Source organism: Streptomyces sp. NPDC047853 (assembly GCF_043204535.1).
Lineage (GTDB): Bacteria > Actinomycetota > Actinomycetes > Streptomycetales > Streptomycetaceae > Streptomyces.
This window is the reverse complement of sequence record NZ_JBIDCI010000003.1, coordinates 94,107-106,765: the sequence shown is the minus strand read 5'-3', so window position 1 is coordinate 106,765 and position 12,659 is coordinate 94,107. Positions and strand designations below refer to the sequence as shown.

Annotated in this window: 11 protein-coding genes; 10 read left to right on the top strand and 1 reads right to left on the bottom strand. The window is 75.3% G+C overall.

Annotated features, from left to right (window positions below; all coding sequences use genetic code 11):
* The first annotated feature begins 221 nt into the window (after window positions 1–221).
* The 4 genes from ACGF5T_RS07390 (at window position 222) to ACGF5T_RS07375 (ending at window position 3,008) form a co-directional block, all read left to right on the top strand.
* Entirely contained in the window at window positions 222–1,820 is a 1,599-nt protein-coding gene (locus tag ACGF5T_RS07390; protein WP_356608505.1) for a phage tail sheath subtilisin-like domain-containing protein, read from the top strand.
* A gap of 80 nt (window positions 1,821–1,900) precedes the next feature.
* The gene (locus ACGF5T_RS07385) at window positions 1,901–2,347 is read left to right on the top strand and encodes a phage tail protein (protein ID WP_053133134.1); all 447 of its coding nucleotides are present in this window, start codon (window positions 1,901–1,903) and stop codon (window positions 2,345–2,347) included.
* Window positions 2,347–2,853, top strand: coding sequence for a hypothetical protein (locus ACGF5T_RS07380; protein ID WP_366766738.1), 507 nt, complete (start codon window positions 2,347–2,349; stop codon window positions 2,851–2,853). The genes ACGF5T_RS07385 and ACGF5T_RS07380 overlap by 1 nt, the downstream gene beginning before the upstream one ends.
* On the top strand, window positions 2,850–3,008 hold the full coding sequence (locus ACGF5T_RS07375) for a DUF6760 family protein (protein ID WP_167392550.1): 159 nt from the start codon (window positions 2,850–2,852) through the stop codon (window positions 3,006–3,008). Before ACGF5T_RS07380 ends, ACGF5T_RS07375 begins: the two co-directional genes overlap by 4 nt.
* A gap of 1,085 nt (window positions 3,009–4,093) precedes the next feature.
* Here ACGF5T_RS07375 and ACGF5T_RS07370 read toward each other — a convergent pair.
* A complete protein-coding gene (locus tag ACGF5T_RS07370) occupies window positions 4,094–4,903 on the bottom strand; it encodes a hypothetical protein (protein ID WP_366766739.1) in 810 nt (269 codons plus the stop codon).
* 1,744 nt (window positions 4,904–6,647) lie between these two features.
* Here ACGF5T_RS07370 and ACGF5T_RS07365 point away from each other — a divergent pair.
* The 6 genes from ACGF5T_RS07365 (at window position 6,648) to ACGF5T_RS07340 (ending at window position 12,629) form a co-directional block, all read left to right on the top strand.
* On the top strand, window positions 6,648–6,977 hold the full coding sequence (locus tag ACGF5T_RS07365; protein WP_392887157.1) for a hypothetical protein: 330 nt from the start codon (window positions 6,648–6,650) through the stop codon (window positions 6,975–6,977).
* Between the two features lie 93 nt (window positions 6,978–7,070).
* Entirely contained in the window at window positions 7,071–7,493 is a 423-nt protein-coding gene (locus ACGF5T_RS07360; RefSeq protein WP_121747713.1) for a phage tail protein, read from the top strand.
* A 28-nt stretch (window positions 7,494–7,521) separates the two neighbouring features.
* Window positions 7,522–8,244: a LysM peptidoglycan-binding domain-containing protein gene (locus ACGF5T_RS07355; RefSeq protein ID WP_356608513.1), complete on the top strand. Its 723-nt coding sequence runs from the start codon at window positions 7,522–7,524 to the stop codon at window positions 8,242–8,244.
* Window positions 8,244–10,178, top strand: a complete 1,935-nt coding sequence (locus ACGF5T_RS07350) for a VgrG-related protein (RefSeq protein WP_366766741.1) — start codon at window positions 8,244–8,246, stop codon at window positions 10,176–10,178. Before ACGF5T_RS07355 ends, ACGF5T_RS07350 begins: the two co-directional genes overlap by 1 nt.
* Before the next feature lie 31 nt (window positions 10,179–10,209).
* Entirely contained in the window at window positions 10,210–10,671 is a 462-nt protein-coding gene (locus tag ACGF5T_RS07345; RefSeq protein WP_356608517.1) for a GPW/gp25 family protein, read from the top strand.
* A complete protein-coding gene (locus ACGF5T_RS07340; protein ID WP_361015688.1) occupies window positions 10,671–12,629 on the top strand; it encodes a putative baseplate assembly protein in 1,959 nt (652 codons plus the stop codon). Before ACGF5T_RS07345 ends, ACGF5T_RS07340 begins: the two co-directional genes overlap by 1 nt.
* Window positions 12,630–12,659: the final 30 nt, after the last annotated feature.

The window sequence follows — 12,659 nt, the reverse complement described above, 5'->3', positions numbered from 1 at the left end:
GTGGCCACCGGGTGGAGATCGAACCGAACTCCGCGCCGGCGGACGGGAAACGGGGCGGCGCCGGCACTCTCACCAGCGGCCGGACGCCCGGCCCTGCCCCTACGGGCACAGCCGGGGGCAGGTCCTGTGCCCCCGCTCCGGCACCCGGGGACGTTTCGGCGGAATCAACGCGCGCGCGAGGGTGAGGGGCGTCCTGTCTCGTACCCCGAGGAGAGCAGAGCATGCCGTCCTACCTGTCGCCCGGCGTCTACGTCGAGGAGGTGGCCAGCGGCTCGCGCCCGATCGAGGGGGTGGGCACCTCGGTGGCGGCCTTCGTCGGGCTCGCGCCGACCGGCCCGCTGAACGAGCCCACGCTGGTGACCAACTGGACGCAGTACGTCGCGGCCTTCGGGGACTTCACCGACGGGTACTACCTCGCGCACTCCGTCTACGGGTTCTTCAACAACGGCGGCAGCGCCGCGTACGTCGTCCGGGTCGGCGGCTCCGCCGAGGACGCCGCCGCCGGCCGGGACGGTACGTCCGCTCCCACCGCGGCGGTGGGCACCTCCGCCCCGGCCGCGCTGCCCGCCGCCGAGCCCCGGCAGCTGGGCACGTTCGCCGTGACGGCCACCGCCGCCGGACAGCACGGCCCGCTCTCCGTCGAGGTCGCCGACCCCGAGGGCGAGGGCCCCGCCGAGCGCTTCAAGCTCGTCGTCAAGGACGGCGACAAGCCGGTCGAGACCTTCGACGTGAGCGCCAAGAAGGGCAACCGCTCCTACGTCGTCACCCAGGTGAAGGAGCGCTCCAAGCTCATCACCGTGACGGAGGCCGCGCCCACCGCGCAGCTGGCCCGCCCGGAGAACCAGAGCCTGACGCTGCCGGCCCCGCCGGCCGCCCCCGCGGCCCCCGTCGAGAAGGACGAGAGCGCGCACCCCGGCCCGGCCCACTACCTCGGCGACTCCGCGGACCGCACCGGCTTCGGCGGCCTGGAGGCCATCGACGAGATCTCCATGGTCGCGGTGCCCGACCTGATGGCCGCCTACCAGCGCGGCGCGATCGACCTGGAGGCCGTCAAGGCCGTCCAGCTGGGCCTCATCGCGCACTGCGAGCTGATGGGCGACCGGGTCGCCATCATCGACCCGCCGCCCGGCCAGAACGCCCGTCAGATCCGCGTCTGGCGCCAGGAGACGGCCGGGTACGACTCCAAGTACGCGGCCCTGTACTACCCCTGGATCAAGTCCTTCGACCCGGCCTCCGGCCAGTCCCGCCTGATCCCGCCGAGCGGCCACGTCGCCGGCATCTGGGCCCGCAACGACACCGAGCGCGGCGTGCACAAGGCCCCCGCCAACGAGGTCGTGCGCGGCGCCGTCGACCTCGAACTCCAGATCACCCGCGGCGAGCAGGACCTGCTCAACCCGATCGGCGTCAACTGCATCCGCTCCTTCCCGGGCCGCGGCATCCGCGTCTGGGGCGCCCGCACCCTCTCCTCCGACCCGGCCTGGCGCTACCTGAACATCCGCCGGTACTTCAACTACCTGGAGGAGTCGATCCTGATCGGCACCCAGTGGGTGGTGTTCGAGCCGAACGACCACAACCTCTGGGCCCGCATCCGCCGCAACGTGTCGGCGTTCCTCGTCAACGAGTGGCGCAGCGGCGCCCTGTTCGGCCAGAGCCCGGCCGAGGCGTACTACGTGAAGTGCGACGAGGAGACCAACCCGCCGGAGTCGGTCGACCTCGGCCGGGTCATCTGCGAGATCGGCATCGCGCCGGTCAAGCCCGCCGAGTTCGTGATCTTCCGGCTGGCGCAGTTCTCCAGCGGCAGCGGCGAGCTGGAGGAGTAGGACGCCACGCGCGTCCACCACCTCCCGGGGGCCCCGCCCCCTCCCTCCACTCACAGATTCCTCGGAAGGACAGCGAACACATGGCTCTGATGCCGGGTGACTCCCTCACAGCGAACAACTTCGGGCTCCAGATCGACGGGGTGATGGTCGAGTACCTCGCCGAGGTCAACGGCCTCACCCTCGAACAGGACGTCATCAAGTACCCGCAGAACAACAGCACCACCGGCAAGCACGAGACGGCCGTGCTCCCGGGCAACAAGAAGGACGGTCAGTGCACCGTCGTGCGGGGCATGACCCAGTCGTCGTCGTTCACCCAGTGGATCAACGACTCCATGAACGGCCGCATGTCCACGGCGCGCAAGAACGCCTCCATCATCCTGATGGACTCCGAGGACACCCCGGTCAAGCGCTACAACCTGCGCAACGCCTGGTGCAGCAAGATCGACGCCAGCGCGGTGAAGGCCGGCGACACCTCCGCGCTGACCGAGACGGTCACCATCGTGTTCGAAGAACTGGTCATCGAATAATGCGGCGCGCGGCTGTCGGGGCGCCCGTCGCGGCCCCCGAGGACCCCCAGACCGCGGTGGCGGGAGCGGACTTCCCCCGTTCTGCTCCCGCCGCCGCACCACCGGAGACTCCTGCCGAAGCGGTCCCGCGGCAGCAGCTGCGCACCGAGTTCCCCTTCGAGCTGCCACGCGGCTACGTCGACGACTCGGGCACGGTGCACCGGGACGGCGTGATGCGCCTGTCGACGGCGCGGGACGAACTCATCCCGCTGCGCGACGTGCGGGTGCAGGAGAACCCGGCGTACCTGTCGGTGGTGCTGCTCGGCCGGGTGATCACCCGGCTGGGCACGCTGGCGATGGTGCACGACGGGATCGTGGAGAACATGTTCGCCTCCGACCTCGCGTTCCTCCAGGACTTCTACCGGCAGATCAACGCGGAGGGCCACACCCGAGCGGCCGTCCAGTGCCCGCACTGCACGGAGCCCTTCGAGGTGGAACTCGGCGGGAGCCGCCTGGGGGAATCGTGACGTACGCGACCGACCGGCTGCACGAGGAGATCGCGTACGTCGCCTACCACTTCCACTGGAGCCTGGAGGCGATCCTGGACCTGGAGCACCAGGACCGCCGCCGGTACACGGACCAGATCGCGTCCCTCGTGACGCGGGGCGCGGCGGAGGGCTGATCGGTGGGATTCCTGGACCGGCTGCGAGGCCGTCGCGACGGCGCGCCGGACGGCGCCGCCGGGGGTACGGCGGACACGGCTGGTACGGCGTCGGCGTCGGGCACGGCGGGTGCGTCGGGTACGGCGAGTGCGTCGCGTGTGGCGTCCGCGTCGGGTACGGCGAGTGCGTCGCGTGCGGCGTCCGCGTCGGGTACGGCGGGTACGGCGAGTGCGTCGCATGCAGCCGGTGCGTCGGGTACGACCGGTGTGTCGGGTACGGCCGCTCCCGCTTCTGCTGCCGCGCCCGTGGCCGTCGCCGCCTGGACGGGTCTGCCGCCGATCCAGCGGGCGACGGGGGGTGCCCGTACAGGAGTCGCGGACGCCGGGTTCGGCGGCCGGCTACCGACCTGGCAGAACCCGTCGTTCACGGGGGCGCCGTCCCCCGCGGTACTGGACCCGGCGGCGGGCAACGCCATGCTGTCCGGCGCGTTCGCCGAGTCGGCCCGACCGGGAGCGGGGCCCCGGGGTCCCGCTCCGTCGCAGCCGTCGGCAGCCCCGGCGGGCACGGCCCCGGTGCAGCGGATGCCGGTCGTGCCGCTGCGGGCGATACCCGCGACGGCCCCGTCGACGCCCACGGGCCCCGTGCGGGGCCCGGGTGCGGGTACGGAGGCGACCGTCCCGCCCGCGACAGCGCCCGCACAGGCCGCGCCGGTCCGACGGACGCGGTCCACCGACCCGGCGTCGTCCGACGCGCCGGCCACCACGCCGCCCCGCTCCGCCCGCGGGGTCCGCGTGGCACCGGTGCCCTCCGCCGCGCCCCACCCCCGGCCCCCGCTGACCAAGGCCCCCTCCGGTTCGGCGGCCGTGCAGCGCCGGTCCCTGCCCGCGAGCCGCCGGACCACCGACGCCCCGACGGCCGCACCGGGCCCGGCGCCGTCGTCGGCGGACGGCGACCGAGGGGAGCCCGGCCCGGCCCCCTCCCCGGCCCGCCCGCCCGGCGCCGCGGTGACCCCACCGACGGCACCGAACTCCGCCACGGCGACCGCACCCGGCGGCGCCGCCACCGGCCTGCCCGTTCAGCGCGCGGTGCCGCGTTCCGGCGCCGGTCAGCGGCCCGCGGGGCGGCGTACCGCCCCCGCCTCCGCGCCCCCCGCTCCCGCGCACCGCACCGCACCCACCGCTGCCACCGGCGACGCCGGCGCGGCGGCCGGCTCCCCCGTACCGCGCGCCACACCGCGGCCCGGCCCCGCGCCGTCGACCACCGCCCGGCAGACCGCCCCGGCACCGACAGCCGCCCCGCCCGGCGACAGCTCGCCGACCGGTGCGCCCGTCCAGCGCGCGAGGGCCCGGACCGGTCCCGCACCGACCGCCGCCCCGGCCACCGCGCCCGGCGCCCCGCCGCGGCAGGCGGTGAACGACCCCGCTCCCGCCCCCGGTTCCGGCACCACGGGCACGGCCGGCCCCGTCAGAGGCGGCCGGACCTCCGCGCCGGACACCCCCGGCAGGCCGGTGCAGCGCGCCGTACCGCAGCCCGGCGCCGACCCGGCCGTCGGCGGCACCACCCGGGCGGACCGGTCCACGCCCCCACCCGGCGCCGACACGCCGGTGCAGCGGGCGGTGGCCCAGCCCGGGCCCACCCGGAGCGACGTGAGCAGCAGCCCTCCGGCGTCCCCGGCGGTGCCCGCCTCCCCGCCCGCGACCGGCCGGTCGGCCACCTCGGCCGACGGTGCGCCGGGCACGTCACCCGTGCGGCGTGCGGCGGCGCAGCCCGCCCCCGTCCCGCCCTCGTCCGGCGCCCACCCCGCGCGTTCCGGCCGCGCTCCGGGAGCGCCGTCATCGGGTCCGGCACCGTCGCCGACACCGTCACAGCCACCGACCCAGTCGTCGGCACCGTCGCCGTCTCCGTCGGGTGCCACCCCGCCCGTGCAGCGGGTCGTCGCACCGCGCGCCCCCTCCTCCAGCACCGGCCGCACAGCGCCCCCCGGCACCCCGGCCCGGCACACCGCCTCACCGCCCGACCGCTCCCCCGCGGTTCCCGGGAAGCGCGACGCGAGCCGAGCCGACACGGCTCCCCAGGGCACCGCCCCCCGGCCCGACGCCCCGGCCCGACCGGCGTCCCCACCCGCGCCGTTGCAGCGAGCGGCGGTCCGGACCGGCCCTCCGTCGACCCCGGGCGACGACACGGGCACACCCCCGGCGTCCCGCCCACCGACCGGCACCACCCTGCCGTCCGGCACCACCTTGCCGACCGGCAACAACCCGCTGTCCAGCGGCGCAACGGCCCCACCGTCAAGCCGCCCCGCGGTCGCGGGAAGCGCCCCCGGCACCCCCAGCACCCCCAGCACTCCCGGCCCCACCCCCTCCCGCGGCCCCCGTGGCACGACCGAGCCGCCGCGCCCCGCCTCACCTCCCGCCTCCCCGACCGGCGCCCAGCCCCCCGTACAGCGGCAGACGACGCCCGCCGACCGAGCGAAGCCACCCCACCCCACGCAGTCCACGCCCCCCCGGCAGTCCGCGCAGCCCCCACAGCCCGCCCCGGCCCGCCACGCCCCCGCCACGCCCGCACCCACCCCCACGGCCCCCGCACCACCCCCGGTACAGCGCTCCACGGCAGCCCGGGCGGCCACGGCGCCGAACCCACCCGCCGCCGCACGTCCCGCCACCTCACCCCCCGTCACCACACCACCCGCCGCCGCCCACCGCGACGCCCCCGCCGACACCGGCGCGGGACCGGTCGGCACCGGCGCGGGACCGGCAGCCGTGCCCCTCGCCCGCCCGGGGGCCGGGAAGCCGCCCGCCGCCGCCCCCGCACGACCGGTGCAGCGCAGTGCCACGGCGCCCCGGCCGGGGCTCGGCGCCCCCCTGTCGGCCAGGCCCGCCACCCCCGTACGCCCGCCCTCGGCACCCGCCGCCGCCCCGCACACGCACCCCACCCCCGGCCCGGCACCATCGGCCCCTCCCGCCCCGGCCCCCGCCCCGGCCCCCGGCCCCGCACCGTCGGCCCCTCCCGCCCCGGCGCCGCGGCGTTCGCCCCTCGGCGCTCCCCGCTCCGCCCCGCCGGCCGACGCCACCTCGCTCACCGCACACTCGTCGGCGGCGGTACCGGTCTCCGGCACCGGCCGCGTCGCCGCCCGTTCACCGTTGCCGCCGGTCCAACGGGCCACCACCCCGGCCGGTCCGGCCCCCACCGTCCCAGCACCGGTCCCGACCTCCACCCCCACACCCCCCGCCGCCCCCCTACCGGCATCCCCGACCGGCCCGGCCTCCGCCCTCACGGCACCGACGCCGCCCTTCACCCCCGCACCCCCCGCCGTACCCGTACCGGCGCCCCCGGCCGGCCCCGCGCCCACGGCCGCCGCGCACCGGACCGAACGCCCCGTCGTCCAGCGCTCCGCCCGGCCCGCCCCCGCCCAGGCCGTACCCCTGCGCCGGCCCGCACCCGCCGGAGCCACGGTCACCGGGGCCCCGCTCCCCGTAACTCCCCTCGCGCCCCCCGCGCCGTCACCCTCCGGTCCGCCGCGGCCGGTCGTCGCACCGACGGCGCCGCCGGCACCCACGGCACCCACGGCACCCGGGGCCGCCTCCGCGCCCACCGTCCAGCGTCTCTTCGGCCGGCACCGCACCACCACCGGTGCCCTCGCCGCCGCGACGTCGGTCGCCGTGGCCGAGACCCTCAGCCGCCTGCAGACCCCGCCGCGCCGGCACACCCCGGCCGACCCGCCGCCGCCCTACAGCCCGCCGGAAACCCCGGGCGCCGCACCGCCCGGCGGCCCGCCCCCGCACTCGGCGCTCTCCGCCTCCCCGGCCCGGGAGGACCCGCCGCCGGCCTACACGGCGGTCCCGGCCGGCGGGTTCGACCCGCGCGAACTCTCCGAGTTCCAGCTGGACGAACTGGTGCACCGCATCATCGGCCGCGTCACCCGCCAGGTCCGTACCGAACTGCGCATGGACCGCGAACGGATCGGCAGGCTCCGCGACCCCCGCCACTGACCGGCCCACCGGCCCGCGCACCCCACCCGCCCCCGAGCCCGCCCCCGACGCGCCTGCCCGACCCGCCCCGCCCGACAGAAAGGCCCACCCCCGATGCCCCGCCAGGACCCGGGCTCCACGATCTGGTTCACCCTCACCATCGACGGCGAGAGCCTCGGCTACTGGAACGGGTGCGAAGGCCTGTCGTCCCAGGTGGAGATCGAGCAGCGCCAGGAGGGCGGCAACAACGGGTTCGTGTGGCAACTGCCCACCCGTGTCTCCTTCTCCAACATCCGCCTGACCCGCCCCCTCACGCCGGACACGACCAAGGTCGCCAAGTGGATCTCCTCCGTGCAGACGGGGATCAAGCGGCCGACCGCGCAGATCTCCGCGCTGCGCGCGGACGGCTCCCTGGTCGCCCGCTGGGGGCTCATCGACGTACTGCCCGTCAGCTGGCAGGGCCCCAGCCTCGACCCCGGCAACCCGGCCGTGGCCAACGAGGTGCTGGAGATCACCCACCACGGCTTCACCGACTGACGGCGTCGCGGAGCAGAGAGGAAGACCCATGGCACAGAGCGGCAAGGGCGCCGGCAAGAGCCTCGTACGCGCCAACCTCGCCATCCACGAGCCCCCCACCGGCACGACCACCACACCCGGGGCGCTGATGCGCACCTTCGGCTTCGAGTTCAACCCGGCCCAGCTGTCCCTCTCCCAGCGGACCCAGTGGAAGGCGACGCCGACGGCGGCCGTGCGCAAGGCCGCGAAGCCGCAGTTCATGGGCGCCGAGCCGCGGGAGATGACGCTGGAGATCTTCCTGGACTCCTCCACCAAGCCGGGCGGCAACACCGTGCTGAAGAAGGTCGAGTCGCTGCTGCGCTGCTGCGAGGTGACCGCCAAGAGCCTCGCCGCCGACCAGCCGTCGCCGCCCTGGGTGGTCTTCGAGTGGGGCTCCTTCTCCACGGCCCGGTTCACCGCGTACGTGGCGTCCGTCGAGGCCTCCTACACCCTCTTCGGCACCACCGGCATCCCCATCCGCGCCACCTGCCAGGTGCACCTGGTCGAGATCCCCGGCCCGACCCGGGGGCAGAACCCGACCTCGGGCGCGCTCACCGCCCAGCGCGTGCACCGGGTCGTCGCCGGGGACTCGCTCCAGTCGCTGGCCTGGCGCGAGTACGGCAGCGCGAACGCGTGGCGGGCGATCGCCGAGGCCAACGGCATCGACGACCCCGCGCGCCTGCCGACCGGCACCGAACTCATGCTGCCCGCCGCCGAGGAGGTGCCGCACTGATGGTGCGCCCCGCGTTCTCCAGCATCGTCCAGGTCCGGATCGGCGCCGCGAAGCTGCCCGACGACATCGCCCTGATGCTCGTCGACGGCTGGGTCGACCAGGGCATCGGTGTGCCCGCCGCCTTCCGCATCACCTTCCGCGACCCCGACCACCTGGTCCTCGGCAAGCTGAACGTGCAGTTCGGCACCCGGGTCGTCATCACCCCGGTCGCCGACGGCCAGGGCGTCGGCAAACCCCTGCTGACCGGCGAGGTCACCGCCATGGAGGCCGACTACGACGGCACCGGCAGCTACACGGTGATCCGCGGCTACGACTTCGGGCACCGCATGATGCGCCAGCGCCGCGTGGCCGCCTACCGCAACCAGAAGGCCTCCGACATCGCCCGCAAACTCGCCGCCATGGACGGCGTGTCCATCGGCCGGATCGAGCCGACGAAGGGCGCGTACGGGTTCATCAGCCAGTCCAACGTCACCGACTGGGACTTCCTCGCCCGGCTCGCCGACGAGAACAACATGGTGATGTCCGTGGACGCCAGGGGGAAGTTCCGGTTCGTCAGGCCGACCCCCTCCGCCGGAGCGCCCTCCCCGAAGACCGACGGCGACCAGAGCGCCTTCGTCCTCCAGGCCCGACACGACATCATGCGGCTGCGGGCCGCGGTGACCGCCGCCGACCAGACCGGAAAGGTCGAGTCGCGCGGCTGGAACGTCACCACCAAGAAGAAGATCACCGAGGTCGCGCCCGCCACCACCGACCCGGGCCTCACCATCGGCTCCACCCCGGGCGAGGCCGCCGGGAAGTTCAAGGCCGCCAAACTCGTCGGGACCGCCAACCCCTACGACCGTCAGGACGAGGTCCGGCACGCCGCGCAGTCCCTCGCCGCCGACGTCACGTCCTCCTTCGCCGAACTGGAGATCGCGGTGAAGGGCAGCCCCGACCTGCGGCCCGGCGTACCCGTGGCGCTCAGCGACGTCGGCAGGCCCTTCGAGGGCAAGTACACCGTCACCTCGGTACGCCACCACTTCGGCGACAGCGAGCCCTACCAGTCCTGGATCACCGTCAGCGGACGCCAGTGGCGCTCCCTGTACGGGCTGGCCTCGGGAGGCGGCGGTGCGGACCCGGCGAGCGCGGCCCGGCTGCCCAGCGTCGCCAACGCCCTCGTCACCGACGTGCAGGACCCGCTGAAGCAGGGCCGGGTCAAGCTCCAGTTCCCGTGGCTGGACGACACCTACGTCAGCGACTGGACGCGCAGCGTGCAGATGGGCGGCGTGGGCGGCGGCGGCGTCTTCCCCATGGACGTGGGCGACGAGGTGCTGGTCGCCTTCGACCGGGGGGCACTGGACCACCCGTTCGTCATCGGCGGGCTCTACAACGGCCGGGACCTGCCCACCAAGGTGGACGTCCCGCTGCACGACGGCCTGAAGAAGAAGGCGGTCCGGCACACCCTGTCCGACCGCCAGGGCAACCGCGTCGACCTGCTCAGCCAGCGCACCGGCGGGCGCAAGCAGGGGGTCCGCATCGCCAGCGGCAACGACAAGCTGACCATCAACCTCGACCGCACCAAGACCGAGATCACCGTGGACAGCGCCGGCACGGTCAGCATCACCGGCAGCCGCTCGGTGTCGGTGGAGGCGGGCACCAGCCTGTCGCTCAGCGCCGGGCGCTCCCTGACCATCAAGAGCGGCGGCCCGCTCACCCTCCAGGGCGGCAGCGTGATCAACCTGCGCAGCGCGGGCCAGATCGGGGTGAACGCGGGCGGCGCCCTGAACCTGGTGGCGGGCGGCGCGGCGAGCCTGACCGGCGGGGCCGCCACGAACATCACCGGCGGCGCCAGTCTCCAGCTCAACTCCGCCACGACGAGGGTCGTCGGAGCGAGCTTCTCCGTCCTGGCCCCCTCGTTCAAGGTCATCACGATCCCCGTGCCCGGTGCGTCGTGAACCGTCCCCGAGGAAGGCAGGTGGCCCTCTGATGGCCGAACAGTTCGTCGGCTCCGGCTGGTCGTTCCCGCTGCGCATCGGGCCCACCGGCGGCATCGCCCTGGTCAGCGGCGAGCGCGAGATCGAGGAGGCCATGCAGCTGGTGCTGGCCACCGCCCCGGGCGAGCGGCCGATGCGGCCCGAGTTCGGCTGCGCCATCCACGACCTGGTCTTCGCGCCGGTCAACGAGCAGACCGCCGGCCGCATCCAGCACGAGGTGTACACGAGCCTGGACCGCTGGGAGCCGCGCATCGAGGTCCACGAGGTGGAGGTCACCACCGGCGGCGACCAGAGCGTCCTCTACATCGACGTGCGCTACTCGATCCGCGGCACCAACAACCCGCGCAGCCTGGTCTTCCCGTTCTACGTCATCCCCTCCCACGACGAGCCGGACCTCACCGAGGGTCCCGCCGGCCCCGCGGGCCTCCCGGGCTCTTTCGAAAGCGATCGCTGATGTCCCTGCCCTCCCCCAACCTCGACGACCGCCGCTTCCAGCAGTTCGTCGACGACGCCAAGCGCTACATCCAGCAGCGCGCCCCGGAGTGGACCGACCACAACGTCTCCGACCCCGGTGTCACCCTCGTCGAGACGGTCGCCCACATGGCCGACCAGATCGTCTACCGGCTCAACCGGGTGCCGGAGAAGAACCACCTCGCCTTCCTCGACCTGGTCGGCATCACCCTCTTCCCGCCGTCCGCCGCCCGCACGGACGTCACCTTCTGGCTGTCCGCGCCGCAGGAGGACTCCGTCCTGGTCCCGGCCGGCACCGAGGTCGCCACCCTGCGCACCGAGCGGGACGAGGCCGTCGTCTTCGCCACCGTCGGCGACCTGACCGTCCTGCCGTGCGCGCTCGGCCGGCTGATGGTGCAGCACCGCGGCGAGGCCGTCACCGACCGGACCACGGACCTCGCCGAGGGCCAGCACCTGATGTGCTTCTCCGAGGCCCCGGCCCCCGGCGACTGCATGCTCATCGGCCTCACCGCGGCCGTCCCGCACTGCGCGCTCGCCCTGGAACTCGACAGCCGTGTGGACGGCGTCGGCGTCGACCCCCGCCAGCCGCCCCTGGTGTGGGAGGCCTGGACCGAGGACGGCTGGCAGCCCTGCGAGGTCGACCGGGACGGCACCGGCGGCCTCAACCGCCCCGGCGACATCGTGCTCCACGTCCCCGGCGGCCACGTCCTGTCCCGCAACGGCGGCCAGGAGGCCGGCTGGATCCGCTGCCGGGTCACCGACCCGCTGCCCGGCCAGCCGTTCTACACGACCTCGCCGACCATCCACTCCGCCGAGGCGTACACCATCGGCGGCACCACCGGCACCGTGCACGCCGAGACCGTGCACGACGAGGCGCTCGGCGAGTCCACCGGCCTGCCCGGCCAGCGGCTGCGGCTCGAACACGCCCCCGTCGTCGCCGACGACCCGCCCGTCGTCCTCCAGACCGCCGCCGACGACGGCTGGCAGGACTGGCAGGTCGTCCCGCACTTCGCCGGCTCCCGGCCCGGCGACCACCACATCACCCTGGACGCCGCGACCGGCCGGATCGCCTTCGGCCCCGCCGTCCGCGAGGCCGACGGCACCCTGCGCCAGTACGGCGCCGTCGCCCCCAAGGGCGCCGTCGTCCGCGCCCTGCGCTACCGCACCGGCGGCGGCCGGGCCGGCAACGTGGCCCGCGGCGCCGTGCAGGTGCTGCGCACCTCCATCCCGTACGTCTCCGAGGTCGTCAACCGGGAGGCCGCGCGGGGCGGCGTGGACGGCGAGACCGTCGAGGAGGCGAAGCTGCGGGCCCCGATCACGCTGCGGGCCCAGGAGCGCGCCGTGACCCTGCGGGACTACGAGGAACTCGCCCGCCGGGCCGCCCCCGAGACCGCCCGCATCACCTGCCTGGAGGGCGAGGAGGGCGACCACGGGGCCTACGCGGTCCGTGTCCTGGTCGTGCCGCAGGCCGTGCCCGACCCGGGCGGGCGGCTGCGCTTCGAGCAACTCGTGCCCGGCGACGCCCTGCTGGACCGCATCACCCGCCACCTCGACGAGCGACGCCTGATCGGCACCCGCCTCGCCGTCGGCCCGCCGTACTACCAGGGCGTCACCGTCGTCGCGACCGTGCACGCCTTCCGCGGCGTCGACACCGACCGCGTCCGCCGCCAGGCCCACGACGCCCTCTACCGGCACCTGGACCCGCTCACCGGCGGCGCGGACGGCACGGGCTGGCCCTTCGGGCGCCCCGTGCAGGCCGGCGAGGTCTTCGCCGTCCTCCAGCGGGTGCCCGGCGTCGAACTCGTCGACGAGGTCGTCCTGCACCCCGCCGACCCGCTCACCGGCAAGCGCGGCGACCCCACCGACCGCATCGACCTCGAAGCCCCCGCCCTGGTCTTCTCCTTCGACCACCGGGTCCGCGTGATCGGGGACAACGGGTGACGGCCGGCTCCCGCCGGGGCTCCGTCGACG